We start from the raw sequence: 24191 nt of genomic DNA, 5'->3' as shown, positions 1-24191 counted from the left end.
AGGCGCGGGTCCGGAACGACCGTGGAGTGGCCGTCGCCGGATCGTCAGGACCGTGGCAGGGAGAGGAGATAGTCCGGCCAGTTGCCGTGGTGGCTGATGTCGGGGGCCTGCTCGGTGGCGTACGGCTCGCAGAGGAAGCCGTGCACCGCGCGGCCGTCGGCGAGTTCGATCGTGCCGAGGCCGAGGGGCGGGGTGGTCTGGGTCAGCAGGGTGCCGAGCGCCGAGGGGCTCAGGTCGTACAGCTCGACCTCCACCGGGACCCCACCGGAGGTCGAGCGGACCAGTCCCGGGCGTGGCATGTCGCCGTCGTTCAGGACGTAGAGGCGGTAGAGGGGAGCCGTCAGGGCGGTGCCCAGGCCGGTGGCTCCCAGGGAGGTGAGCCGGCCGTGCAACGGCTGGCCGGAGCGGTGCACGCCGACCACGGCGAGCACCGCTCGCGCTTCGGGTGTGTGGACGGCTGCCGGTCGAGCGTCCGGGACGGGGGTGGCCGTCGGTCGCGTGTTCCGGACCGGGATCGCGGGGCCGCCGGTCAGGGTGTGGAAGGTGGCGCCGAGGCCGGCGAGGAGCTCGTCGGAGCCCGCCGGTCCCAGGAAGGTGACGCCGTGCGGGCGGCCGGTGGTCGTCGTTCCGGCGGGTACGGAGATTCCGGCCAGGTCGAGGAGGTTGGTGAAGGTCGTGTAGTGGCCGAGGATCGCGTTGCGCTCGATCGGGCTCTCGAGCATCTCCGCGATGGTGAAGGTCGTGGGCACGGTCGGGACCGCGAGGACGTCCATCGAGGCCCATGCCTTCCGGGTCTCCGCGTCCAGCGCGCGCAGGCGGTAGAGCCCCTCGAAGGCGTCCACGGCGCTGAGCGCGCCGCCGCCGGACAGCACCTTCAGGGTGACCGGGTGGACCTCGCCGGGGTTGCGGGCGACGAAGTCGCCGACCGCGGCGAGCCGTTCGGCGAGCCACGGCCCCTCGTACAGCAGCCGTCCCGCGGCCAGGAACGGGTCGAGATCTACGGGGACGAGCCGGTGGCCGAGGCCGGTGAGCCGTTCCGCCGCCTCCGCGAAGGCCGCCTCGGCGGCGGTGTCGCCGAAGAACTCCGGTTCGCGCGGCACCCCGATTCGCAGGGAGTACGCGGAAGGTGGCACGGGGCCGGGGACGGGGAGTGCGCGTGACCAGGGATCGGCGGGTTCGAAAGCGGCGATGACGGACAGGACGGCCAGGCCGTCGGCGGCCGAGCGGGCGAAGACGCTCGGGCAGTCCAGTGACGCGCACGCGGGCACCACGCCGAGCGTGCTGACCAGGCCCCGGCTCGGCTTGACCCCGACGGTGCCGGTGAGCGCGGCGGGCACCCGGCCCGACCCGGCCGTGTCGGTGCCGACGGCGAACGAGACCAGGTCCGCGGCCACCGCCACCGCGGAGCCCGAGCTGGACCCGCCGGAGATGAGGCCCGGCAGCAGTGGCGACTCGCACGCGCCGTACGGGCTGCGGGTGCCCGACAGGCCGGTGGCGAACTGGTCCAGGTTGGTCTTGCCGACGAGGAGGGCGCCCGCCGCGAGCAGCCGTTCCACCAGCGGCGCGCCGCGTTCCGGGACGTAGGAGTAGGCAGGGCAGGCCGCGGTGGTGGGCAGCCCGGCCACGTCCACGTTGTCCTTGACCGCGAACGGGACACCGTAGAGCGGCGGCCGGGTCTCCGGATCCGGCCAGCGGCGGACCAGCTCGGCCGCGTCGCCGAGCAGGTCCGCCGCCGGGCGCAGGGTGATCCACACGTGGTCGTCACCCCGCGCCGCGATCCGCGCGAGCACCTCCCCGGCGACGTCGGCGGGGCGGACCGCCCCGGAGCGGTAGAGGCAGGAGAGGCTCTCCAGGTCCAGGCGAAGCGGGCCGGCCGTGTTCTCCAGGGTGGGGTGGGGCATGCTGTCCGGATCAGGCGGAGGGTGCATGTGCCTTTCCTGTGTGTACGTGGTTCCCGGTGTTACGTGCTGCTCGGCGCGAAGGCGCGAAGGCGCGAAGGCGCGGAACGCGGGGCGAGGGCGCGGAACGCGGGGCGAGGGTGCGGAACGCGGGGCGAGAGTGGGCGAGGGGACGCGGGGCGCGAGGGTGCGAGGGTGCGGGAGCGTGGGGGCGGATCAGTTCGCGAGGGTTGTCGGCGTACGGCGTGTCCCGCGAGCCGGTGCCAGCCGGTTCGCGGGGTGCCGTTCACGAGGTGGCGGGGGCCTCCGCGGAGACGGGTCTCGCGGGGGTCCGCTCGGGTTCGCCGGCGGCGTCCGGCGTCTCGTCCGACGGCTTGGGCTTGAGGAAGACGAAGGCGAGCAGGATCAGCCCCGCGAAGAGGTAGCCCAGGGAGACCTGGCCGTTGGCGTTCCACTCGACCCGCTCGCCGTGGATCAGGCCGATGAAGGCCAGGGCCGCGCCGACGAAGGCGTACCCGGCGGCCCACAGGAACGACCGGTCGATGATGAAGGCCGTGATCGAGCCGAGCACCAGACCGGCGAGCACGGCGCCGCCGCCGAGCAGGGCCGTTCCCTCGTAGACCGTCCCGCTCTGCGCGATCGTGTCGTACCCCACCTCCCGCGCGCTGGTGCCCGCGGCGGCGAGCGCGTTGTCCATGTAGCCCTGCGCCCAGGAGGCGATGTTGGGGATGATCGCGATCACCACGGCCACCGCGTGCGCCTTCGGCACCGACTGGAAGGCCTGGGCGCCGATGAGCAGGCCGATGTAGAGCAGGATCGGCACGATCGCGGGCGCCGGAAGCACCGCGCCGAGCAGCGCGAACATGCCGAGGAAGCAGAACAGCGCGATCACGACGCCGCTCGCCATCGAGTAGCTCGTACGGCCGCCCGCGGACTTCCACCCCGGGTGGCCGATGTAGACGGCGGGCGGGAACGGCGAGCCCAGCATCGAGCCGACCACCGCGCCCGCGCCGTCGGCCAGGAGCACCGAACGCAGGTTGTACGAGTCGCCCGCGGCGGCGGCGCTCTCCACGTTGCTCATGCCCTCGGTGAAGTTGTAGATGCCCAGGGGGATGGCGGTGGCCAGCAGCGGCGAGACCTGGCCGAGTCCTTCGAGGAGGCGGTCGATGTTCAGCGACGGCAGGCTCACCGCGATGTTCTCGGCGGCGGCGCCCACGTCGGCGGGGTTCATGTAACCGCCGATCCAGGCGATCGCGGTACCGGCCAGCAGCGCGGCGAGCCCGACGGGGATGTTGCCCGGCAGCCTCAGGTCGGTGAAGAAGCCGACCATGATGATTACCAGCACCGGCAGCGCGATCCAGGCCGCCTCCCACATCTGCGCGGCGGGCCGCATCGAGATGAAGGCGATCGAGATGCCCGCCAGGGTGCCGAGCATCGCCGCCCTGGGGGTGAAGCGGCGGATGTACGGACCCACGAAGGCGCCGATCAGCACGATGACGCCGATGATGAAGCACCAGGCCAGCCCCGCGACCCAGGCCTGCAGGGGGTTCTTGGTGGCCAGGTAGGTCGGCAGCATGATCACGAACACGACGATGAACATGTGCGGGACGCTGGGACCGTACGGCATCGCGCACACGTCGGTGCGGTTCTCGCGGCGGGCCAGTCGCCGGGCGAGGTAGGTGTAGTACACGTTGCCGATCAGGAGCTGGATGCCCATCGCCGGGAGGATGACGCCGAACACGTCGGAGCCGGGCAGGTGGACGACCCCGAGGCAGAGGCCGCTCAGCACCAGCACGTTGACCATCACGTTGAAGCCGAGGCCGAAGAAGGCGTTGGTGTCCCCGCTGACCCACCAGGGGAGTTTGAGCTTGACGGGGTCGGTTGTCGTGGTCATCGGTCAGCTCCGTGTTTCGAGTGCCTTGAGATAGCCGCCGGAGAGGGCGACCCAGCCGAAGATGCCGCCCTGGGCGGCGATCATTTCGAGCCCGTACCGCTGGAACTCGGCGAAGTACGAGCCCACGCAGTCGGACAGGACCAGGCACTCGTAACCCCGGTCGTTCGCCTCGCGGACGGTGGTGTGCACGCACACCTCGGTCGTGACGCCGGTGATGATCAGGCTGCGGATGTCCGCCGCCCGCAGGGTCCGGTCCAGGTCGGTGGCGTGGAATGAGCCCTTGCCGGGTTTGTCGACGACGAGTTCGCCCTCGGCGGGGGCCAGTTCGTCGATGATGTCGTGGCCGTACTCGCCGCGGATCAGGATCCGTCCCTTGGGACCGGGATCCCCGATGCGCAGCGACGGCGCGCCGCGGTTGAGCTTGGCGGGCGGGCAGTCGGACAGGTCGGGCAGGTGCCCCTCGCGGGTGTGGATGACGGTCATCCCCGCCGCGCGGGTGGCGGCCAGCACCTCCTGGAGCGGCGGGATGACCCGCCGCAGCATGGACACGTCGTTGCCCAGGGTCTCCCCGAAACCCCCGGGCTCGACGAAGTCCCGTTGCATGTCGATGAGCAGCAGCGCTGTGTGTCGCGGATCGAATCCGTATGCGTACGGCTCGGCCTCGACGAGAAGCGGATCGGACACGTTGACTCCGTTCCTCGGATCCTCCTTTTGTCGATTGTCGACAGAATTATGTCGGCGGGTTTCCCGCCCGGTTACGCTTCTGTTAGCGAGCCGGATCGGAGCGTGATCGCGCCGCCCGGCGTGCGTTTCTCCGTGGCCGGGCGTTCAGCCGATGTAGGTGCGCGCTCCGTGCCGGGACAGGGCGTCGAGCACGGTGGCCGGGTCGCCGGAGGCGATGGCCTCGAAGAGCCGCCTGTGCCGCTCCACCCCCTCGGACGGGGCCCGCTGCTCGGCCTCCCTGCGCAGGTTCGCGGCCATGTAGAGCTGCAGTTTCAGGATGACGGGCTCGTACGCCATCAGCAGCTGGCGGTGGCCCGCCAGCGCGACCAGCGCGACGTGGAAGCGCCGGTGTGCCTCGTTCTCGCCGAGCGGGTTGTCCAGCCGTACCGCCGACGCCATGCCCTCGAGCGCCTCGCCCAGCGCGGTCATGTCGTGCGCGCCGGACAGCGGCAGCGCGGTCTCGACCGCGTAGCGTTCGAGGACGTCGCGCAGCCCGAACAGCTCGTCCACGTCGTCCCTGGTCAGCTCGGTGACGCGGGCCCCCCGCCGGGGCAGGTGCTCCACCAGCCCCTGCTGCCCGAGCGACCGCAGTGCCTCGCGCAGCGGCGCCCGGCTGATGCCGAACCGCTGGGTGAGCTGCTCCTCGATCAGCCGCTCGCCCGGCGCGAGGGCACCGGAGAGGATCTCGTGACGGAGCCGCCGCATCGAAAGCTCGACCAGGCTGGGGTGTTTCAGCTCCCCATCGGGTTCCACCCGTCCAACTCCTCTCGACGTGTGGAACAAACTCTCTCAGAGAACGGCGGAGTTCCCACGCGCGGGATGGCGGCGCGGCCGGGTGTTCCGGGCGCGAGCCGGTCGGGAGCCGGTCGGGAGCACGCCACTTTCGCCGCCCTCACAACTCGGTGGTACGCCGCTCTCGTCGTCCTCACGATTCGGGGCGCGCCACTTCCGCACTTCTCGCAGTTCGGTGGTACGCCGCTCTCGTCGTCCTCACGATTCGGGGCATGCCACTCCCGCACTTCTCGCAGTTCGCTGGTACGGCACTCCCGTGGTCATCACAGCTCGGGCGGAGTCTGCTCGCTCGCCCAGTCGAGGAGCCGCGTCGCGGTCTGGAAGCGTCGGTCGGCGTTGGACTCGCCGAGGATGACGCCGACGAGCCGGTGGCCGTCGCGGTCGGCGGCGAAGGACAGGCAGTATCCGGCGGCGCCGGTGTAGCCGGTCTTCAGACCCATGACCCCCGGCGTCTTGCCGAGCAGCTTGTTGGAGTTGGTCCAGACGTGCGCCCGGTGCACCTTGGACTTCGCCACGACGTGGCGCCTGGTGGACGCGATGATCCGCAGCACCGGGTCGCGCAGCGCGAGGTCGGCCAGCTTCGCCTGGTCCAGGGCGGTGGAGTGGCCGGGAGCCGGTTTCGGCAGGCCGTCGGCGCTGGCGTAACGGGTGTCGACCAGTCCCATGGAGCGGGCCGTGGCGTTCATCTTCGCCACGAACTTCGTGTTGCCCGGACCGTAGACGCGGGCCAGGGCGTGGGAGGCGTCCGCCCCCGAGGGGAGCATGACCGCGTAGAGCAGGTCCCTGACGGTGAGCCGCTCCCCGGCGCGCAGGGAGGCGTGCGTCGCGCCGTTCGTCGCCGCGTGCCGTACGTCCGCCGCCTGGATCGTGACGGTGTCGTCCAGCTTCGCCTCCCTGAGGATGACGTACGCCGTCATGACCTTGGTCAGGCTGGCCACCGGCATCCGCTTCCCCGCCTGCTTGTTCAGGTGGACCGTTCCCGTGTCCGCGTCGTACAGGTACGCGGCCCGTCCGGGTACCGAGGGTACGGAGGCGCGCCGCTCTCCGGCGGGCGCGGCGGTGAAGGTGAGCGCGCCGGGTGCGGCGGTGAGGGCGGATGCGCGGGGTGCGGCGAGCGGGACGGATGCCGTGGACCCGGCGGCGAGGGCGTGCGCCGGAGAGCCGCCGGTCAGCGCGGGTGCCGAGGTTCCCCAGGCCGGCGCGGGTGCCGAGGTTCCCCAGGCCAGGGCGGGCGCCGGAGACGCGGTGGCCAGGGTGACCGCGGTGACCAGCGCGGCGCGGGCTATAAGACGTGTTCCCCCGTGATGCATGCGAGCCATGCTGGCAGAGGACGCCGTTGATATACGGAAGTTGTCGGTTTGGCTATTGAAAAGTTGACATCTGCGGCGGGTGTTTCTCCGCCTCGCGGCGGGCGGCCCGATGGCGGCGCCAGCGGACGAACCCGACGACCACCGCGATCGCCAGCAGCGCGGCCAGACCTGCCAGGAGCGGCGACCGCGCGGCCAGCCCCAGCCAGCCCCAGATCACCGAGTACAGGCCGAAGGAGGTCACCGGCACCCAGGTCAGGCAGCCGAGCGCGCTGGCCACGACGTACCAGGGGTAGGAGATCCGCAGCACCCCGGCCACCCAGGGCAGCGTGTGGCGCAGCCCCGGCACCCAGAAGCAGGCGTAGACGGCGAGCGCGCCCCACTTCCTGACGACGTTCTCGACCCGGGTGATGTTCTCCTGGCCGATCCTGACGCCCAGGCGCGAGGTGTAGAGCCTGGAACCCAGGACGTGGCCGATCCAGTAGTAGGCCTGGAACGCGCCGAACAGGGCCACGCCGCCGACGATCACCCAGAGCCACAGGGGCATGCCCAGGAAGGACGCGGAGGTCGGGTCGGGGATGCCCGCCACAACAGGTCGCATTCTGAACATCACCACCACGGTCGTCCCACCTGCCTTGACTCGATATTAGGGCAGGCTTACCTGGATCGGCATGGCGGACCCCCTTTGGGTGCCCCGCCTGCAAGCGGACGTCAACTCCGGAGCAAGAACCGTGGCGTACACCTTGGAGTAACGAAGGAAGGTGTTTGTCATGAGTCCGCGTAGCAGTGTGGCGCCGGTGGTGGCGAGTGGAACCGTGAGCGCCGTCAAGCTGCTCATCGCCACCCTCGCCTTTGCCGGAGCCTACCTGGGAGTGGAGGCCACGTACGGCATCCCGGCCCAGCCGGCCGGTGCGGCGGCGCAGGCGCGGACGGTGGAGCTGTCATCGCGATCGATGCCGGCCACGGCCCAGGTCCCGGCCCCCGGTACGGTCACCGTCAGCGCGGTCGACGCGCTCGGTCCCTGCGACAGGCCGTACCAGGCTCGGAGCCTCGTCGAGAACAACGACCCCCGGGCCACGGTCTCCTACGGCTGGCGCCTGGAGCGCTGGAGCCCCGGCACCCGCCGCTGGCAGACCTACCTGGGCATCGGGTCCGGCTTCAGCGGTGAGAGCCAGACCGTCGAGTGGCAGCCCAGGGTCGTCAACAACCCCGGCTGGTACCGCGTCGTGCTGTCGGTCTCCGGCGACGCCCCGCTGCGCAGTGAGAGGTTCCTCGTCAGCTGCTGATCCTTCCGGGAGCCGGCCCTCGCAAAGAGCCGGCCCTCGCAAAGAGCCGGATCCCGGGAAGGGGCGGCCCCCGCAAAGAGCCGGATCCCGGGAAGGGGCGACCTCCGGGAGGAGCCCGGCCCCGGGAAGATCCGACCTCCGCGAAGACCGGTCACCGGGACGTGTCAGCCACCGAGGGAGCGCTGCGCCGCCTCCACCCACCGGCCCACGCCGACCCGCTCGGCCACCGCGAGGGCGTTCTCGTAGTGCGGCTTCACCGCGTCGGTGAAGCCCAGCCGCAGCGCCAGGTCACCCAGGGTGAGGGCGACCGGCCAGAGCGCCACCACCCCGGTCCCGGCGCCCGCGATCCGGTCGGCGAACGGCTTCAGCGTGTCGTACGCCTCGATCATCCGCTCCCGGTCGTCCAGCAGCATGCCCGCCAGGGCCCGCCAGATCATCGCCAGCTCGTAGAGGAAGTCGGGGCGCACCGGCGTCTTCACCGCGATGACGGCCCGCGCGTCGCGGTGGTGGCCCGCCGAGGCGAGGGCCACCGCGTAGGCGTCGAGGGTCCACTTGGCCCCGCGCTGGTGCGCCTCGGCCAGCGGCTCGACCATCTCGGCGGCCCGCCCGTTCACCAGGTGCAGGCAGAACGTGGTGATCAGCGGCAGGTCCTGGCGGCCCTCCAGCATCCCGGCCTTGGCGGTCAGCCGGGCGGCGTCGCGGTAGGCGCGCTCCGCCCCGGCGAAGTCACCGGCGATCATCAGGCGCTGCCCGGCGTACCAGGCGACCACGGCGGCCGGCGCGGACAGGCCGTACTGCCTGGCCATCTTCTCGGCGGCGGCCACGTGCGCGTCGGCCTCGGCGAACGCGCCCGAGGCGGCCGCGCACTCCATCAGCACCAGGTGGGCCAGGGCCTGCACCGAGATCTGCCCGGTCGCCTTGCCGACCTCCAGCAGCTCCCTGCCGATGACCTCACGCTCGCCCACCGGGGTGATGCCGTACGACTGGCGCAGCCGCCCGCTCAGCGCGGTCGCGAGCAGGGCGGGGTCACCGGAGCGACGGGCCAGCTCCTCGGCCTCCAGCGAGGCCTGCTCGCCCCGGGGGGTCGCCGACCCCTCCAGCTCCAGGGCGAGCGTGGCCAGCAGGCTCGCCCGCAGCGACTGCTCACCGGCGGGCAGCTCGACCAGCGCCTGCTCGGCGACGTCGACGATCTCCCAGGCGGTACGGGTGAAGTCGCGGGCCATGCCCTTGTGCGGCACCGCCAGCGAGGCGGCCACCCGGGCGGTGAGCTCCAGGTTGCCCAGGGGCAGCGCCGCGTCCATCGCCTCGCGCCGCCGCCTGCGGGCCGCGGCCATGTCGCCGCAGAGCGCCAGCGCCTTGATCAGCCGCAGGGTCAGCAGCAGCCGCTCCCTGGTGCTGTCGGGCGTGTGGGTGACGCCCGACCTGTCGAAGGCGATGATGGCCTGCTCCCACAGGGTGGCCGCCTCGCGGTGGGCGAAGCGCCGCTCGGCCTGCTCGGCGGCGAGCCCCGCGTAGTGCACCGTCTTGCCGGCGGTCTCGCTGGTGCCCGCCGAGTCGTAGTGGTGGGCCAGCGCGGCCACGTCGCCGGGTTTCCTGCGCTCGATCACCGAGGCCACCGCGGCGTGCAGCCGGGAGCGGCGCAGCCGGGAGGCGTCGGAGTACAGGGTGTCGCGGACCAGGTCGTGGTCGAAGCGCAGCATGCCGGGGCCCGGCTCGGTGACCAGGCCGGCGAGCAGCGCCGCCTCCACCGCGTCGACCACGGCCTCCTCGTCGCCCGAGACGTCGACCAGCACGTCCACGTCGACGTCGCGGCCGATCACCGCGGCCTGCAGCAGGATCTGCTGGGCGATCGTGGGCAGCCGGGAGATGCGCCTGCGCAGCACGTCGCGGACACCGGAGGGCACGCCGGAGATGACCTCGGCGGCCGTCGCGCGGTCGCTCACCGCCTCGGCGTCGAGCAGGCGCACCGTCTCGCGGACGAAGAAGGGATTGCCGCCGGTGCGCTCGACGATGCTGTTGACCGCGTCCTCGTCGACCTCGCGCACGCAGGTCGCCCTGACCAGCTCGGCCACCGCCTTGGTGTCGAGTCCCGTGAGGCCGACCCGGACGGGACCGAGCCTGGCCAGTGCGGCCAGCACGTCGGCCTGCTGGTCGCTCAGCTCGCTGTCGCGGCAGGTCACCACGAGCAGCACCCGGCTGGTGGCCAGCAGGCTCGGCAACGCGCGAAGCAGCGCCAGCGTCTGGTCGTCGGCCCAGTGCAGGTCCTCCAGGGTGAGCAGGATCGGCGTCTCCTTGGCGACGGCGGCGAGGTAGCCGCCCACCGCCCGGTGCAGCCGGAACCCGCCGGAGGCCTGGTCGTCGTCGGGCTCGGGGGCCGCGTCGTCGAGGAGCGGGGCCAGCAGCGAGGCGTACTCGCCGGGCCCGGCCGCGTTCACCAGGGTGCGCAGGATCTCCACCCAGGCCCAGCCGGGAGGCGTGGCGCTGCTGTCGGGGCAGGCGCCGGAGGAGATGCCCCACCCGTCGTCGGACAGCCGCCTGATGAGCTGGCGGACCAGGGTGGTCTTGCCCGCGCCCGCGTCGCCGCTGATGATCGCGACGGTGAACCTGCCGGTCCTGGCCGCGGCGGTGGTGAGCCTGCCCAGCTCGGCGTCGCGGCCGACGAACGGCTCCGGCTCCAGCGGGGGAAGCTCCACCTGGGCCACCGTGGGCCTGGGCGGCCAGGTCTCCGCGGCCACCTGCTGGCGCTGCCTGGACGGCGGCGGGGCGGCGAGCTGCAGTCCGGGATCCTGGGACAGGATGTCGGACTCCAGCTTGCGCAGCGCAGGGCCCGGGTCGATGCCCAGCTCGTCGGAGAGGATCGTGCGCGCCCGGCGCAGCGCCGCCAGCGCGTCGCCCTGCCGTCCGCAGCGGTACAGGCCCAGGGCGAGCAGCCGCCAGCCCTCCTCGCGGAGCGGGTGCTCGGTGGTCAGCGCCTCCAGGTCGGGCACCGACTCGGCGGGCAGGCCCATCCGCAGGCCGCTGTCGGCGTGCCGCTCGCGGGCCACCAGGCGCAGCTCGGTGAGCCGGTTGACCTCGGCCTCGGCCCACGGCTGGTCGGCGAAGTCGGAGTACGGGGTGCCGCGCCACAGGCCCAGGGCCTTCTCCAGGCGGGCCCGCGCGGAGGCGGGCTCGTCGCCCTCCAGGTGCTCTCCCGCGGTGCGGACCAGCGTCTCGAAACGCAGCGCGTCGACCTGGTCGGGGGCGGCGCGCAGCGCGTAGCCCGATGCCACGGTCACCAGCAGCCGGTTGGGACCCCCGCGCGGACGTCCGGGCTCCAGCACCCTGCGCAGCCGGGAGATGTAGACCTGAAGGCCTGACTGGGCGCCCTTGGCCGCGTCGTCGTCCCACAGGTCGTACAGCAGGGAGTCGACGGGAACGACCTGTCCGCGCGCGACGAGCAGGCGTGCCAGGACCGCACGTTGACGAAGCCCGCCCAGGTCGAGCTCGTCCTCACCGGAATGCGCCTCGACCGGGCCGAGAACTCGGAACGCCACCATGTCAGCCGCCACGCTACGCGGGCCTTCCAATCGCATACAAGGTATTTCGTATTTCCCAATCTAGCGGCTGATCGACTCCTTTTCAGGGGCCGTTGCGGCGTTCTCCCGCCTGCGCAGGAAAGTCCACGCTCCCAGCGCCAGCCCGCCGAAGGGGATTTCGACAGTGTAGGTCCAGAACCCGAAAAGGAGGGCGGCGGCGGTGGCGGAGTCCAGGGGAGCGCCGAAGAAGACCAGTGCGCCGATGGTTCCGGCCTCCATTATCCCCGTACCGCTGGGAGTCACCAAAGCCGTGGTCAACACCCTGGACAGGGCGAAGGCGGCGATCGACTGCGCCAGGCCGGGGTAGGCGCCGGTCGCGTGCAGGCAGACGACGAGGATCAGCCACTGGAAACCGAGGAAGAAGACCATGCCCAGCGTCAGCCCGGCCCAGCGGTTCCGCACGATCTCGGAGGTGTCGGTCCGCAACTTGGTCAGTGCCTCGGAGGCGGCGTGCCCGCCGGGACGGATCCGGCGGGGGAGCAGGCGGGTCAGGGCGTCGAGGCCGCGGCCCAGGAGGTTCGCGGCGCGGTCCCAGTAGAGGGCGACGGTCACCAGGGCGACCAGGACCAGGATGGACAGCGCGCCCGCCCAGCCCGCCCTCGTCACCGAGGGGCTGAGCGGCTGCCCGCTGAACAGCAGGGCCACGATGCCCGCAGCGGGCAGCAGGAAGCGGAACAGGGTGTTCCAGATGCCGGTGGTCAGCGTGGAGACCACGACCGCCCGCGCGGGGAAACCCCAGCCCCTGGTCATCGCGAACGTCATCGCCACCCCGGCCGCGCCTCCGAAGGGGAGCAGGTTGCTCACCGCGCTGCCGCCCGCGTTCAGCATCAGGGCCTGCGGGTGGGTCAGTCCGGGGAGGGAGGCGGTCAGCACGAACGTGTAGGCGATGAGGCTGAGCAGCCAGGCGGCGGCCATCAGCGCGACCTCCCGCGGGCCCAGCGCGGCGAACTGCGCGCCGATCTGCGCCCAGGAGACGTGCTTGCCCGTCAGCGCCGCCACGACCTGGGGCATGAAGAACACGAGCGTGGCGGCGAGTGCCAGCGACACGACCGACAGCCCGACCTGGAACAACCTGCTCTTCATGCGACACGCCCGCTCGTCATCCGGCACCCCCGACCAAGTCTGCCGGTCCCGAACTCATCCTTTCGGAGGAACTTCGAAGGGGTGCCTCAGCCGGGAGCCCAGGGGGGCGTCCCGGCGGACGTACCACTCGGTGCCGAAGACGAGGCGGTAAAGAGGCTGGGGGATCTTGAGCATCACCCCGAGCGTGCGGGTGTCGGCGCCGGTGGCCTGGGAGGCGTGGGCGGCCATGCTCGCCCGCTTCTGGCGGGCGAAGCGCCGCACTGCGATCCGGTGGGTGATCACGTCGCCGGGGGAGTACGCCCGTTCGAAGGCCCGGATGTCGAGCTGAGGGTAGAACCTCCTCGCGAGCCGCAGCCCCCGCAGCAGGGGGTCGCGGTTGACGGTGGCCTCCAGCACGATCGGGGTCTTCGCGATCTCGGCCGCCCGGCCGCCGACCCGGTGCACCTGGACGTGGTCGGGGTGGCCGTAGCCGCCCGCCGGGTCGTAGGTCGTCAGCAGTTCGGCCTTCTCCTCGGTGAGGATCGCGGCCAGCCGCCGGGCGGCCTCCTCGGCGTCGGCGTCGATGAAGGCGTCGTCGGGCCGGTCGTCGGCGACCCCGCCGCCGGGTGCGAGCCCGGAGTCGCCGTAGCCGAGGTTCACCACGCGGGCGCAGCCGAGTGCCGCGGCCGATTTGTACAGCTCGGCCATCCGGGCGGCGCCCAGCGCCTCACCGGGTTCGAGGTCGGCCTGGCCCCGCTCTCCGGAGGTCGCCACCACGAGCACCACCCGGTGGCCCTCGGCGGCGAGCATCGCCATGGTGCCCGCGGTGAGCAGGGCCTCGTCGTCGGGATGGGCATGAAAGAACACTGCTGTCTTGATGCTGCTGATCAGGCTCACTCCGTTCGCGCGACTCGGACGCGCCCTCGCGGGGCACGCAGGCATGATCTCACGCGGGTCTACGCTGGCACGGTGAGGATCCTCCACATCAGTGACTGTTACCTGCCGCGCCTCGGCGGGATTGAGGTGCAGGTCGCCGATCTGATCCGGACGCAGCGCGAGGCGGGCCACCACGTCGAGGTGGCGACCGCCACCCCGGGGGAGAGCCTTCCCGGGGTGCACAGGATCGTCGCGAGACTCCCCTTCGACCTGCCGGTCCACCCGTTCGGGACGGGACACCTGCTCCGCCTGATGGGAGCGCGGCGCCCCGATGTGGTGCACGTGCACACGGGCGCGGTCTCCCCGTTCGCCTGGATGGGCGTGCGGGCGGCGACCCGCGCGGGCCTGCCCGTGGTCGTCACCGTGCACAGCATGTGGGATCCGGTCACGCGGGCGGTCTACCGGGGACTGCGGCTGCTGTTCGGGTGGCATCGCTGGGGGCTGGTGGGCACCGCGGTGAGCGAGGCCGCGGCCGTGCCGATCCGCGCGGTGGCCGGGCCCGGCGTGCCGGTGCACGTGGTCTCCAACGGCCTGGACGTCTCCGGCTGGCGCTCCGCGTTCCCTCCCCCGGCTCCCGCGCCGCTCCCCGCCGATGCCGTACGCCCCGAGCCGGGCGGGGATCCCGTACGGCCCGAGCCGGTGCACGTCGTCGCGGTGGGGCGGCTCGCGCCCCGCAAGCAGCCGGTCCGGCTGCTGAGGCTCCTGCGGGAGGCCCGCGCCCAGGTGCCCGACGAGACGCCGATGCGGGCGACCGTCGTCGGGGACGGCCCGGCCCGGTCGCAGATGGAGCGCTACCTGAGGGCCAACGGCATGACCGGCTGGGTCTCGCTCCCCGGCCGCTACAGCCGCGACCAGATCCGCGAGCTGCTCGCCTCGACGGACGTGTTCGTCGCCCCCGCGCCCCGCGAGTCCTTCGGGCTGGCGGCGCTGGAGGCCAGGGCGGCGGGGGTGCCGGTGGTGGCGCGCGCGCAGAGCGGGGTGGCCGACTTCGTACGGCCGGGCAAGGAGGGACTCCTCGGGAGGACTTTCGACGACCTGGTCGCGTCGGTGGCCAGGCTGGTCCGCGACCGCGAGTTGCGCGAGTCGATCGCGGCGAACAACCGGGAGACCGAGCCCGTCCGCAGCTCCTGGCCCGCGGTGCTCGAAGGCTTCGAACGCTGCTACGAGCAGGCCCGCGCCGGCCGGACCTGACGGGTCCGGTGGGGTGGGGGAAACGTGTGAGGCCCCCGCCGTGCGGTGGCGGGGGCCCGATGGAGATCGGTGGAGATAGTCGGTACGGCCGCCGCCCCGCACTGCCCCCCGCAGGCGGAACGGCGACCGTACCCGGAGTGCCTCCTGTCACCAGGAGGCACGGGTCTGGGTTGTCCTAGGCGCAGGCGGCGACGAGCTTGGTGCTCGCCTCCTGGACCTTCGTCGCCAGTGAACCGGCGACCCCGGCGGCCGCGGCCGGGTCGTTCGCGTCGATCTTGATCGACTCGAACGACGTGGCGAGGTCGGTGAGGGCGGTGGCCACCTCGCCGTCGGCCGTGCCCGCCAGTGCCTTGAGGTCGGCGGCGAGCTTGGCGGTGGCGTCGTTGAACTTGGTGAGATCACCGGCGCTCGCCGTGGCGGCGGTGTTGAAGTCCGCGAAGGGCTTCGACCACGAGGCCTCGGTGCAGACCGCGCTGTTGGGGGACGACGCGCCGCAGGCGGCGGTCATCGACATGAGAGCGATTCCCGCTGCGGCGACGGCGAGGCGGCGGGAAGAGAGAGCGCGGAACATTTCTGCCTTTCATTGCATTTCGTGACAGTTGGAACTGTAGGCAGAGTTCCTTGCGGGTCACTTTCATAACGCTTACAGCAGGGGCCTGTGTGACTCGATGTGATTCCGTCCCCGCGGTGGGTAAGAGCGGGGCATGGCTGAGGCGATCGTCGATCCTGGTTCCGGTCAGCACTCGCTCAAGCGGGTCATCGGGCGCAGGGTCCTGCTCGTGTTCGTGGTGGGAGACATCCTCGGCGCGGGGATCTACGCCCTGGTCGGGAAGGTCGCCGGACACGTCGGCGGGGCGCTGTGGGTGCCCTTTCTCGTGGCCTTCGTGCTGGCGGCGCTGACGGCGACCGCTTACGCCGAACTTGTCGGCAAATATCCTCAGGCAGCCGGTGCCGCGTTATATGCGAACAAAGCGTTCAACATTCCTTTTGTCACATTTATCGTGGCATTCGCGGTGTTGATGAGCGGGATCACCTCGGCGAGTGCCGCCGCGCGGGCCTTCGGTGGCGACTACCTCGGGGAGTTCGTCACGCTGCCGGTCGTCGTCGGCGCGTTCGTCTTCCTCGGCCTGATCGCGCTGGTGAACTTCGCCGGGATCTCCGAGTCCATCAAGGTCAACGTGGTGCTGACGATCATCGAGGCGTTCGGCCTGCTGGTGATCATCGCGATCGGGATCTTCGCCCTGCTGTCCGGTGACGGCGACCCGGGGCGGGCCCTGGAGTTCCACCCGGCCAACGGCGCCTTCCTCGGCGTCCTGGGAGGTACGGCCCTCGCCTTCTACGCGCTGCTCGGTTTCGAGGACTCGGTCAACCTCGCGGAGGAGGCCAAGGAGCCGCAGCGGGACTTCCCCCGCGCGCTCTTCGGCGGCCTGGGCATCGCGGCGATCATCTACCTGGGGGTCGCGTTCACGGCGACCATGCTGGTCGACACCAAGACGCTGACCGACTCGTCCGGTCCGTTGCTCGAGGTCGTCAAGGTCGCCGGGCTGACGTTCCCGCCCAAGCTGTTCGCCCTGATCGCGCTGCTCGCGGTGGGCAACACCGCACTGATCAACATGCTCATGGCCTCGCGCCTGGTCTACGGCATGGCGCGTGAGGGAATCGTGCCGCGGGTCTTCGCGGCGGTCCATCCGACGCGGTCCACCCCGTGGGTGGCCATCGTCTTCACCGTGGGCGTCGCGGCGGTGCTGGTCGCCACCGGCGACGTGGGCGACCTGGCCGACACCACGGTGCTGCTGTTGCTGTGTGTCTTCACGCTGGTCAACGTGGCCGTGCTGGTCCTCCGCAAGGACCGGGTGGACCACGATCACTTCCGGGCGCCGAGCTGGATGCCGGTCCTGGGGGCGGTGGTCTGCTTCGTCCTGGCGCTACCGGTCACCGGCAGGGGGGCGGACGTCTATCTCCGCGCGGCGGTCCTGCTCGTGATCGGGGTGGTCCTCTGGTTCGTCAACCGGCTGTTCCTGTCAGAAGGGCAGAGCCCGTCCTGAGGGGGTGCGGAGGTCCAGAGCGATGGGTTTCCGTGGCGGCCGGGGCTTTTGGAGGATAAGAACCTTTTTCATGTGATACTCCCTCTTTGTTGGAGTTTGAGAGAGACTACGTCAACTGACCGACTTTTTCACGAATTTTTTACCAAGCGTGTGTTGATCCGCGCTGGCCGGGCGGGGTGCGGGTGTGCCGGGGCCGCGTGATCGCGCGGGGGTGGGCGACATCGGGGAGGGAGGTCTGACCTCCGGTGTCCCGGCTGTGGCGTCGAGGGCTCTGCCGTGGCGTTTGGGAGAAATAGTCCGCCATGTCCGCAGAGTAAGAGGCCTATGTTTCCGGCAGGGTCACCGTTTGTTCCAAGCCCGAGACCTCGGCGCCGGACGGGAAGGCCGCATGGGAGGGCCGGCCGGGAGGCGACGTCGGCCGTGACCTCGGGGGTGGGGGCGTTCGGCGTCAGCGGCGATGTCGACGGCGTCGGCGGGGTTCAGGATCTTCGGCGGGCCGGGGGCTTCAGCGGGCTCGGCGGGCAGGGCCTGCGGGGCCTCGGCGGGCTCAGGGTCTTCGTGGCCTCAGGAGCCTCAGCGGCGGAGCACGAAGGCCTTCTCGTCGTCGCCCACGCCGACCGAGCCCACCGCCCACAGCGCGCCGCTGCCCGGCACCCGGGTCAGGACGGTGCCGCCGACGTCGTCGGTCTCGTCGTACTGCTGGGTGGTGGTGTAGGCGCGGAACAGCGGGCCGTACTCGCGTGACCAGGTGGTGCCGTCGAAGTGGAGGATGAGCACCTGTCCGGCGTGGTCGGCGTCGACGCCGCTGATCCACAGGTCGCCGGGACCGGAGGCGGTGACCCCGTGCAGACTCCCCCGGGAGACCGGCACCTCGACCCGCGTCCAGCGGGTCCCGTCCCAGCGCACGACGAGCGGCCGCGCCCCCTCGCCGCCGGCCCGGGCGTCCGGCCGGGCCTCCGGGGTGGCCGAGACCTGCCCGACCGCCCACACCTCCGACGGCGAGACCTGCCAGACCCCGCTGAGACGGCCGCCCGGGATCGGGGGCGTCTCCAGGCTCTCCCACGATCCGGCCGTGCCGTGCCAGACCAGCGGGGTCCGGGTCTCGCTCGTCCCCACCGCCCAGACGTGCCCCTCCCCGGAGGTGATCGCCTCGAACGTGCCCCCGGTGGTCAGCACGTTGCGGAACTCGCCGCCCGCCCATTCCAGGACGACCGCGCCCGAGGGGCCGTTCGCGGCGAACCACGTGTCGCCGCCGCCCGTCGAGACGTCCGCCAGCCGGTAGTCCTCGGCCACCCCGAAGGGCCGGTGCGGAGCCCACGCCCGCCCGTTCCAGTGCGCGGCGAACGCGCTCGGGCCGTTGCCCGCCACCCACACGTCGTCGGGCCCGGCCGCGCCGACCGCCTCCAGGTGGTGCGCGCCGGCCTCCTGTCCCAGGGGGATCTCCCGCCAGCGGCTCCCGTTCCAGCGGAGGACGGCGGGGGTGCCCTCCCGGTCCTCCGCGCTGTCCTGGTATCCGACGGCCCAGGCGTCGCGGGGCCCGGTCGCCGCCACGTCGAGCAGCGCCGTGCCGCCCGACAGTCTCGCGCCCCCCACGGCCGTCCATTCGGCGGACGCGGCGACCGCCCCGGTCGCCACGGGGCTCGGGGAGGTGGAGGCGGGGGAGGCGGGGGTCCGCGAGGCCGTACCGGCCGGTGCCGCGGTGGGTTCCGGCGCCGCCGGGGCCGCGCCGCACGCGGCGATCAAAAGCGCTCCGACGACCATGACCGCCACCGGCCGCGCTTTCGACATGCCACCATTGTTCCGCATGCCTCCTCAGTCCGGCCGTGCCCGCCATGATTAGAACCCCCTGGCTGGGGCACCGGGGACGTAGGCGGGAGAGGATGCCGATGTCAAAGGCCGAAGAGGACGAGAGATTCCGCGTCCGAGCCGACAAGCACAGCCATTTCACCGCCCTGCACGCGGTGGGGGCGCTGGACTACGGCTCCTCCCCACTACTGAAGGAGCAGGCCGACGCCGCCCTGGGAGCGACGGACCACCCGCGCCTGGTGATCGATCTCACCGAGGTCACCTTCTGCGACTCCACCGGATACGGCGTGCTCATGTACGCCCTCACCCGCGTCCGCCGGGTGGCGGGCTCGCTCGTCCTGGTCGGCCCCTCCACCGTGATGAGGCAACGGCTGAAGCGTCTCGGGGTGGCCGATCTGTTCGACACCCGGCGTACGGTCGAAGAGGCGATGGAGGCGTTTCCCAAGGCGACGTGAACAGGTGTGCTTCTCCGCGGCAGGGCGATCCACGCCGTATGAGACAGTTATTGTTGCTTGGGCAAAGGGTCGGTCAGAGGGTTGGTCATGTTCGTGGGAGACGAGCCGGAGTCGGTTTTCACCGCCACATCCGGGCTGCACGGTACGACGCTCGTCGTGCGGGCGAGTGGAGAGCTTGATCATTACCACACGTCGGTGCTGCGTGAGGAGATGGGGAGGGCGTGGGGTTCCCTGCCCTCGCCGAGGCTCATCCTCGACCTGTCGGCCCTGACGTTCTGCGACTCCTCCGGGATCGGCGAGCTGCTCCAGGTGCGCCACCAGGGTCTGAACAAGGGGGTGAGGGTCATCCTCACCGGCGTCCAGGGCAATCTGGCCCGGCGGCTGAACCTCGCCGGCCTGATTCAGGTGTTCGAGGTGCTCCCCTCCGTGGCCGACGCGCTCGAGGTGGCCTGAGGCCTCAAGTCCAAGAGCCACTCTCCCGGCCCGCGGTGACGGGGTGCTGTACGACGCGAAGCCGCCCGGAGCCGTCCGGACCCGCTCACCGACACCATCACCCGCTGTCCTCCAAGGGGGCAGGACACTGGTCGGTCAACGGCCGGGCGACCGGGCCCGGTCGTACCGGACCCCCTGAGGAGAGGGTCCGCATCGCCGGGCTGATCTTCTTTTACGACGAGAACATCTACGTGGACGAGGTCCTTCAGGAACGCCCGAGGTCGACGTCCGGGGAGTCTTCGTGGGTCAGGCGGTGGCGTGGGTGGCGTGCTCCTGGTGCAGCCGGACGCCGACGCGTCCCTCGCGCTCTCGGAGGATGGTGCGGAGCACCCGCAGGCCGTCGCGGACGGCGTGCAGGTTGCTGGTGCCGTGGATGCGGCTGCGCTCGTGGCTGGGGACCTCGCGGATGACGAGGCCGGCCTGGGCGGCGCGGATGTTCATCAGGGTCTCGATCTCGAAGCCGTCGCAGTCGAGGTCGAGCGCGTCCAGGTGGCGGGCCCAGAAGGCGTTGTAGCCGTAGCACAGGTCGGTGTAGCGAGTGCCGTACAGCATGTTGGTCATCTTGGTCAGCATCGTGTTGCCGAGCGAGCGGATCGGGCTGATGTCGTCCGAGCCTCCGCCGGGGGCACAGCGGGACCCCTTGGCGAAGTCGGCGCCCTCGACCAGCGTGGTCACGAAGGCGTGGATCTCCCGGCCGTCGGTGGAACCGTCGGCGTCGATCATGACGATGATGTCACCGGTCGCGGCGGCGAAGCCCTCGGTGAGAGCGTTGCCCTTGCCCTTGCGGGTCTGCGTGACGACGCGCAGTCCCGGGCGGAGTGCCTTGGCCACGGCGACGGTGTCGTCGGTGGAGTTGCCGTCGACCAGGATCACTTCGTCGATCCAGGACGGCAGGGTCGCGAAGACGTGGGGGAGGTTCTCCGCCTCGTTCATGGCAGGGACGATCACGCTGACACTGAAAGCGAAAGGGGCGCTGTTCATGGTCACAATGTCTAACGAACCACCTGCAGAACACTTGAAAGCCTCTTGCAAGCTCGTATGCGACGGAGGATCGTGCCTCTTGACCTCCCCTCGGGGGCAGCGGGAAGGTCTCTTCGCCGACTGCTCCAAGGGGAGGAGCGACCCGATGTGGATCGTCAGGGACCGTCAGAAGGGGAGCGTACGACCCGAGGGGCTGCGCAGATCGAGCGGCACCGGCTCACGGGGCGGACGCGGACGTTGCACGACCAGGATCCTTTTCACGGTGCCGCTCCATTCTGGGCTTGATCACCGGGTGTTACCCATGCCAGGCCCAAGAATCACCTATCTCCGTATCACATGAAGAACACTGGCCACACGCTCCGCGGCCGTCGCGACGTCCTCCGCGTGGCCGATGCGCCCCGCCCAGGACAGCCAGAACCACCACTCGCCGTCCTCCTCGTGGGCGGCGAGTACGTCCTCGGTCCTGGCGGGGGCCATGGGGTTGATCACATGCAACCGTGGATAAAGCCCTGCGGCCGACCTCAGACGCACCTGGAAGGCGTGCGCCTCCAACTGGGCGGCCAACCGACGCAGGTGGTCGATGCCCTCGCCGTGCTCTGTCATCATCGGGATCACTCCTGGCGGACACTCGTGACTTGCCTCTCTGCAGAGTGCGGTTTTGCGGCACTTGAGGCAATCGGTCCCCCCTCAAACCCCCGCGGGAACAGTGGAATAGACCGGAAAGTCGTTGATGTTCCGTGGGGAAACCACGAATAAACGGAATGCCACGCACAGCTGCGTTTACGCTGGGGTGCGGGCTTGTTAATGTTGTGTAAACAGCGACTGGGAGGGGCGCCGTGGCCCGAGGTGAGCATTCCCCCGCATGTGCGCGGCGCTGGCGCGAGCAGGCGACGTCCAGGCAGTGGACCCACTGGCAAACCGCGCAGGCCATTCACGGCTGCTGCGCGGTGAGCCTGCTCAAGGCACACCGGCTGGCCAGGGGGTGGTCGGCCAGGCAGTCCGTACAGGAACTGGAGGAGCTCTGTGAGCGCCAGGACCTGGGCGAGGCTCGGGCCAGCATCGACCTGCTCAACGCCTGGGAGAACAACCGGGCACGACCGCGCCCGCAGACCATCGATCTGCTGGCTCGACTGTACCGCGCGAACGCCGTCAGGCTAGGCCTGGCCGGAGATTACTGCGAGGACGGCGGGGGCGCCAAGGTCGTGGTCGTCTCCGGCGGAGAGACCCGCACGCCGTACCAGACGGAGGAGCGGGAACGGTCCGAGGACGACATCGAGCGGCGGGCGCTGTTCCACCACGCCCTGCTCGGCTCGCGGTCGGTGATGACCGGCCGGCTGCTGGCCGAGGTCGAGCGGACCCGCCAGGACCTGGACCGTACGCTCGCCGTCGCCACCGTCTCCGAGGAGCAGCTCGACCGGCTCGACGAGCAGGTGCTGCGCTACCGGCGCGAGTACATCAGCAGCGCGCCGGTGCCGATGCTCTACCGGCTCATGCTGGAGCTGTCGGACGTCCGGACGCTCTCGCTGGCCCGCCAGCCCGCGATGGCCCAGCGTCGCCTGCTCAACGCCACCGTCATGCTGGCGCTGCTGTCGGCCGACGCGCTGATGAAGCTCGGCGACACCCGCCAGGCCCACGCCTGGTACGGCACCGCGCGCAACGCCTCCGACGACATGGGCGACGTGCGGCTGCGCGCCCTCGTCCGGGCGCAGCAGGCGATGCTCCCCTACTACTACGGCGACCTGGCCGAGACCGTGCGGCTGGCCCGTGAGGCGAGGATGCTCGCGGGCAGCGCGCCCAGCTCCCCGGCGGCGCTCGGCGCGGCGGCGGAGGCGCGGGCGCTGGCCCGGATGGGCGAGCACAAGGCCGCCAGGGTCGCGCTGGCCGAGGCGGAGCGGATCTTCGCCAGGATGCCCCCCGAGGGCCACGACCACCTGGCGTTCCGCTTCTCCGAGCGGCGGCTGCAGTTCTACCGGATCGGCACGCTGATCGAGCTGGGCGAGGACGTCGACTGGAAGCCGGGGCCCGCCGGGCCCTCGATGCCGTACGCCATCGACCCGGTCCTCCTCCTGCTCGACCAGGCCGCGCACCTGGTCCGCGACGGCAAGGTCGACGACGCCTGCCACCTGGCGGAGAAGGCCCTGCTCCAGGTTCCGCCGGAACACCGCACCTCCATCGTGCTCAACCGCGCGCGGGCGCTGCTGTCGGAGGTGCCGCAGACCAGACACAGGGCGGCGGCGGTGCGACGCCTGAACGACCTGGTCACCGGCGCGGCGCCGGTCAGCTGATGAACTCGCTCGCCGAGGAGGCGTTCACCGTCCTGCGGGAGGTCTGCGAGAACCTCGGCATCGACCACAGGGACGCGGAGCTGCTGAGGGTGCGCAGCAACGCCGTCTTCAAGCTGCGCAGCGAGATCGTGGTCAGGATCGCCACCGCTCCCAACGCGCTGACCCGGCTGCCGCTGGTCCTCGCGGTGGCTCGCTGGCTCGCCGAGCAGGGGTTCCCCGCGGTGCGCCCGGCCGACGAGATCTCCGAGCAGCCCGTGGTGCACGAGGGCAGGGTCGTCACCTTCTGGCACTACGTTCCGGCCAGCGGCCGTCCCACCACCACGGAGCTGGGCGAGATCCTGCGCAGCCTGCACCTGCTGCCGGTGCCGCCGGTGGCGTTGCGGCGTTTCGTCGATCCGCTGTGCGAGGTGCGTCGCGCGGTGGACCGCTCCGAAGAGCTCACCCCCTGCCAGCGGGCCTGGCTGCGCGACCGCATCGCGGAGCTGACGGAGCGCTGGTCGGACCTCGGCCTGGAGGACTCGCCGGTGCTGCTGCACGGCGACGCGTGGATCGACAACCTGCTGCGCTGCACGGACGGTCACGTGGTGCTCTGTGACTGGGACGGCGTCGCGGTCGGCCCCCGCGAGTGGGACCTGGTCCACACCTACCACGGCCAGCGGCGCTTCGGCCTGACCGCCGCCGACGTGGACGCCTTCGCCGACGCGTACGGCAGCGACCTGCGTTCCTGGCCGGGATATTCCACCCTCATGGAGGTCAGGGACATCTACGCGGTGGGCATCCACATCCGCAACGCCGCCGCCGACCCGTTCTCCCGGCGCGAGCTTCCCCGCAGGCTGAATTCCCTCACCCGAGGTGAGCAACATGCCCGCTGGTACATGGCCGAACCCGTTAGTGTCTCGCAGTAAGGATCTTCAAACGGGGGCATAGCATGCCAAAGGTCACACTGCGTAACACCTTCCATGTCCGGAACACTCCGGAGGCGCTCCGCGCCCACCTGAGCCAGCCGCAGAGCTACGTGGGGCTCTCGCCGATGGTGGTCGCGGTCAAGGACGTCGAGCGGGGCGAGTCCGAGACCCGTTACACCTCGGTGGAGCGGTTCAGGTTCTTCGGTCTCGTCAAGTACGACAACATGATTAAGGTGACGTTGCGGAGCACGCCACGGACCGTCGAGGGCGAGGTCGACAGTCCCGGCGGGGTGCGCCTGGACTACCGGTTCACCCTCAACGAGAAGGACGGGGGCACCGAGGTCGAGGACATCCTCGTGGTGCACGCCTGGGTCAGGCCGCTGCTGGGCTACGCCGCGAAGAAGGCCCGCGAGGTGCAGCTCGCCCGCGCCGGGGTTTTGGCCTCCCGCCTGGAGTCCGTCTCCTAGGCTTCGTCGTCGCGGTCGTCGCGGTCGTCGCGGTCGTCGCGGTCGTCGCGGTCGTCGCGGTCGTCGCGGTCGTCGCGGCGGGATCGGCGGG

21 protein-coding genes are annotated in these 24191 nt (G+C 71.2%); 8 read left to right on the top strand and 13 right to left on the bottom strand.

The window, feature by feature from the left end:
* Positions 1-44: 44 nt before the first annotated feature.
* The 6 genes from atzF to OG587_RS43025 form a co-directional block, all read right to left on the bottom strand.
* Positions 45-1901 (bottom strand): allophanate hydrolase, encoded by a 1857-nt coding sequence (atzF, locus tag OG587_RS43050; RefSeq protein WP_329084621.1) that lies wholly within the window; start codon positions 1899-1901, stop codon positions 45-47.
* A gap of 283 nt (positions 1902-2184) precedes the next feature.
* Complete coding sequence (locus tag OG587_RS43045; RefSeq protein WP_329084620.1) at positions 2185-3792, bottom strand: hypothetical protein; 1608 nt, start codon at positions 3790-3792, stop codon at positions 2185-2187.
* 3 nt (positions 3793-3795) lie between these two features.
* Complete coding sequence (locus OG587_RS43040; RefSeq protein WP_329084619.1) at positions 3796-4476, bottom strand: cysteine hydrolase family protein; 681 nt, start codon at positions 4474-4476, stop codon at positions 3796-3798.
* Positions 4477-4620: 144 nt separating this feature from the next.
* Entirely contained in the window at positions 4621-5268 is a 648-nt protein-coding gene (locus OG587_RS43035) for a GntR family transcriptional regulator (protein WP_329084618.1), read from the bottom strand.
* 302 nt (positions 5269-5570) lie between these two features.
* Positions 5571-6626: a D-alanyl-D-alanine carboxypeptidase family protein gene (locus OG587_RS43030; protein WP_329084617.1), complete on the bottom strand. Its 1056-nt coding sequence runs from the start codon at positions 6624-6626 to the stop codon at positions 5571-5573.
* A gap of 43 nt (positions 6627-6669) precedes the next feature.
* Positions 6670-7224 carry a DedA family protein gene (locus OG587_RS43025; protein WP_329084616.1) on the bottom strand — a complete coding sequence of 185 codons (555 nt, stop codon included), beginning with the start codon at positions 7222-7224 and terminating at the stop codon, positions 6670-6672.
* A gap of 160 nt (positions 7225-7384) precedes the next feature.
* Here OG587_RS43025 and OG587_RS43020 point away from each other — a divergent pair, with 160 nt between their 5' ends.
* Positions 7385-7900, top strand: a complete 516-nt coding sequence (locus OG587_RS43020) for a hypothetical protein (protein WP_329084615.1) — start codon at positions 7385-7387, stop codon at positions 7898-7900.
* 164 nt (positions 7901-8064) lie between these two features.
* On the opposite strand, the gene OG587_RS43015 is transcribed toward OG587_RS43020, so the two are convergent.
* Genes OG587_RS43015 through OG587_RS43005 form a run of 3 tightly spaced genes read right to left on the bottom strand, consistent with a single transcriptional unit; the run spans position 8065 to position 13404 of the window.
* Complete coding sequence (locus tag OG587_RS43015) at positions 8065-11436, bottom strand: BTAD domain-containing putative transcriptional regulator (protein WP_329084614.1); 3372 nt, start codon at positions 11434-11436, stop codon at positions 8065-8067.
* A 60-nt stretch (positions 11437-11496) separates the two neighbouring features.
* Positions 11497-12558 (bottom strand): lysylphosphatidylglycerol synthase transmembrane domain-containing protein, encoded by a 1062-nt coding sequence (locus OG587_RS43010; RefSeq protein WP_329084613.1) that lies wholly within the window; start codon positions 12556-12558, stop codon positions 11497-11499.
* A 54-nt stretch (positions 12559-12612) separates the two neighbouring features.
* Positions 12613-13404 (bottom strand): PIG-L deacetylase family protein, encoded by a 792-nt coding sequence (locus OG587_RS43005; RefSeq protein ID WP_329084612.1) that lies wholly within the window; start codon positions 13402-13404, stop codon positions 12613-12615.
* Positions 13405-13506: 102 nt separating this feature from the next.
* Between OG587_RS43005 and OG587_RS43000 the strand changes: the two genes are divergently transcribed.
* A complete protein-coding gene (locus tag OG587_RS43000) occupies positions 13507-14664 on the top strand; it encodes a glycosyltransferase family 4 protein (protein WP_329084611.1) in 1158 nt (385 codons plus the stop codon).
* Positions 14665-14839: 175 nt separating this feature from the next.
* Here the strand turns inward: OG587_RS43000 and OG587_RS42995 are convergent, their stop codons facing one another.
* Positions 14840-15178, bottom strand: a complete 339-nt coding sequence (locus OG587_RS42995) for a hypothetical protein (RefSeq protein WP_329084610.1) — start codon at positions 15176-15178, stop codon at positions 14840-14842.
* Positions 15179-15368: 190 nt separating this feature from the next.
* On the opposite strand from OG587_RS42995, the gene OG587_RS42990 reads away from it, so the two are divergent.
* A complete protein-coding gene (locus OG587_RS42990) occupies positions 15369-16709 on the top strand; it encodes an APC family permease (protein ID WP_329084609.1) in 1341 nt (446 codons plus the stop codon).
* 573 nt (positions 16710-17282) lie between these two features.
* Here OG587_RS42990 and OG587_RS42985 read toward each other — a convergent pair.
* The gene (locus OG587_RS42985; RefSeq protein ID WP_329084608.1) at positions 17283-18497 is read right to left on the bottom strand and encodes a hypothetical protein; all 1215 of its coding nucleotides are present in this window, start codon (positions 18495-18497) and stop codon (positions 17283-17285) included.
* Positions 18498-18595: 98 nt separating this feature from the next.
* Between OG587_RS42985 and OG587_RS42980 the strand changes: the two genes are divergently transcribed.
* Together OG587_RS42980 and OG587_RS42975 are read left to right on the top strand one after the other, a co-directional pair.
* Positions 18596-18970 carry an STAS domain-containing protein gene (locus OG587_RS42980; protein ID WP_329084607.1) on the top strand — a complete coding sequence of 125 codons (375 nt, stop codon included), beginning with the start codon at positions 18596-18598 and terminating at the stop codon, positions 18968-18970.
* Between the two features lie 87 nt (positions 18971-19057).
* On the top strand, positions 19058-19423 hold the full coding sequence (locus OG587_RS42975; protein WP_329084606.1) for an STAS domain-containing protein: 366 nt from the start codon (positions 19058-19060) through the stop codon (positions 19421-19423).
* A 285-nt stretch (positions 19424-19708) separates the two neighbouring features.
* On the opposite strand, the gene OG587_RS42970 is transcribed toward OG587_RS42975, so the two are convergent.
* Complete coding sequence (locus OG587_RS42970) at positions 19709-20443, bottom strand: glycosyltransferase family 2 protein (protein ID WP_329084605.1); 735 nt, start codon at positions 20441-20443, stop codon at positions 19709-19711.
* Between the two features lie 321 nt (positions 20444-20764).
* The gene (locus tag OG587_RS42965) at positions 20765-21049 is read right to left on the bottom strand and encodes a hypothetical protein (RefSeq protein WP_329084604.1); all 285 of its coding nucleotides are present in this window, start codon (positions 21047-21049) and stop codon (positions 20765-20767) included.
* A 230-nt stretch (positions 21050-21279) separates the two neighbouring features.
* On the opposite strand from OG587_RS42965, the gene OG587_RS42960 reads away from it, so the two are divergent.
* From OG587_RS42960 to OG587_RS42950, 3 genes are read left to right on the top strand one after another with little or no spacing between them, the layout of a single operon-like run.
* Positions 21280-22728, top strand: coding sequence for a helix-turn-helix domain-containing protein (locus OG587_RS42960; protein WP_329084603.1), 1449 nt, complete (start codon positions 21280-21282; stop codon positions 22726-22728).
* Entirely contained in the window at positions 22728-23633 is a 906-nt protein-coding gene (locus OG587_RS42955; RefSeq protein WP_329084602.1) for a phosphotransferase enzyme family protein, read from the top strand. The genes OG587_RS42960 and OG587_RS42955 overlap by 1 nt, the downstream gene beginning before the upstream one ends.
* A 23-nt stretch (positions 23634-23656) precedes the next feature.
* The gene (locus OG587_RS42950) at positions 23657-24100 is read left to right on the top strand and encodes an SRPBCC family protein (protein ID WP_329084601.1); all 444 of its coding nucleotides are present in this window, start codon (positions 23657-23659) and stop codon (positions 24098-24100) included.
* Positions 24101-24191: the final 91 nt, after the last annotated feature.

Source organism: Streptosporangium sp. NBC_01469 (assembly GCF_036227305.1).
Taxonomy (GTDB): Bacteria; Actinomycetota; Actinomycetes; order Streptosporangiales; family Streptosporangiaceae; genus Streptosporangium.
The sequence above is the reverse complement of the archived record's forward strand: the minus strand, read 5'-3'. Positions and strand labels throughout refer to the sequence as shown.

Coding starts and splice junctions, on each gene's coding strand:
- atzF (WP_329084621.1), bottom strand. CDS start 1,901: ATGCCCCACCCCACCCTGGAGAACACGGCCGGCCCGCTTCGCCTGGAC.
- OG587_RS42955 (WP_329084602.1), top strand. CDS start 22,728: ATGAACTCGCTCGCCGAGGAGGCGTTCACCGTCCTGCGGGAGGTCTGC.
- OG587_RS42980 (WP_329084607.1), top strand. CDS start 18,596: ATGTCAAAGGCCGAAGAGGACGAGAGATTCCGCGTCCGAGCCGACAAG.
- OG587_RS42990 (WP_329084609.1), top strand. CDS start 15,369: ATGGCTGAGGCGATCGTCGATCCTGGTTCCGGTCAGCACTCGCTCAAG.
- OG587_RS43015 (WP_329084614.1), bottom strand. CDS start 11,436: ATGGTGGCGTTCCGAGTTCTCGGCCCGGTCGAGGCGCATTCCGGTGAG.
- OG587_RS42995 (WP_329084610.1), bottom strand. CDS start 15,178: ATGTCGATGACCGCCGCCTGCGGCGCGTCGTCCCCCAACAGCGCGGTC.
- OG587_RS42965 (WP_329084604.1), bottom strand. CDS start 21,049: ATGATGACAGAGCACGGCGAGGGCATCGACCACCTGCGTCGGTTGGCC.
- OG587_RS42985 (WP_329084608.1), bottom strand. CDS start 18,497: ATGTCGAAAGCGCGGCCGGTGGCGGTCATGGTCGTCGGAGCGCTTTTG.
- OG587_RS43020 (WP_329084615.1), top strand. CDS start 7,385: ATGAGTCCGCGTAGCAGTGTGGCGCCGGTGGTGGCGAGTGGAACCGTG.
- OG587_RS42975 (WP_329084606.1), top strand. CDS start 19,058: ATGTTCGTGGGAGACGAGCCGGAGTCGGTTTTCACCGCCACATCCGGG.
- OG587_RS42950 (WP_329084601.1), top strand. CDS start 23,657: ATGCCAAAGGTCACACTGCGTAACACCTTCCATGTCCGGAACACTCCG.
- OG587_RS43030 (WP_329084617.1), bottom strand. CDS start 6,626: ATGGCTCGCATGCATCACGGGGGAACACGTCTTATAGCCCGCGCCGCG.
- OG587_RS43045 (WP_329084620.1), bottom strand. CDS start 3,792: ATGACCACGACAACCGACCCCGTCAAGCTCAAACTCCCCTGGTGGGTC.
- OG587_RS43010 (WP_329084613.1), bottom strand. CDS start 12,558: ATGAAGAGCAGGTTGTTCCAGGTCGGGCTGTCGGTCGTGTCGCTGGCA.
- OG587_RS43025 (WP_329084616.1), bottom strand. CDS start 7,224: ATGTTCAGAATGCGACCTGTTGTGGCGGGCATCCCCGACCCGACCTCC.
- OG587_RS42970 (WP_329084605.1), bottom strand. CDS start 20,443: ATGAACAGCGCCCCTTTCGCTTTCAGTGTCAGCGTGATCGTCCCTGCC.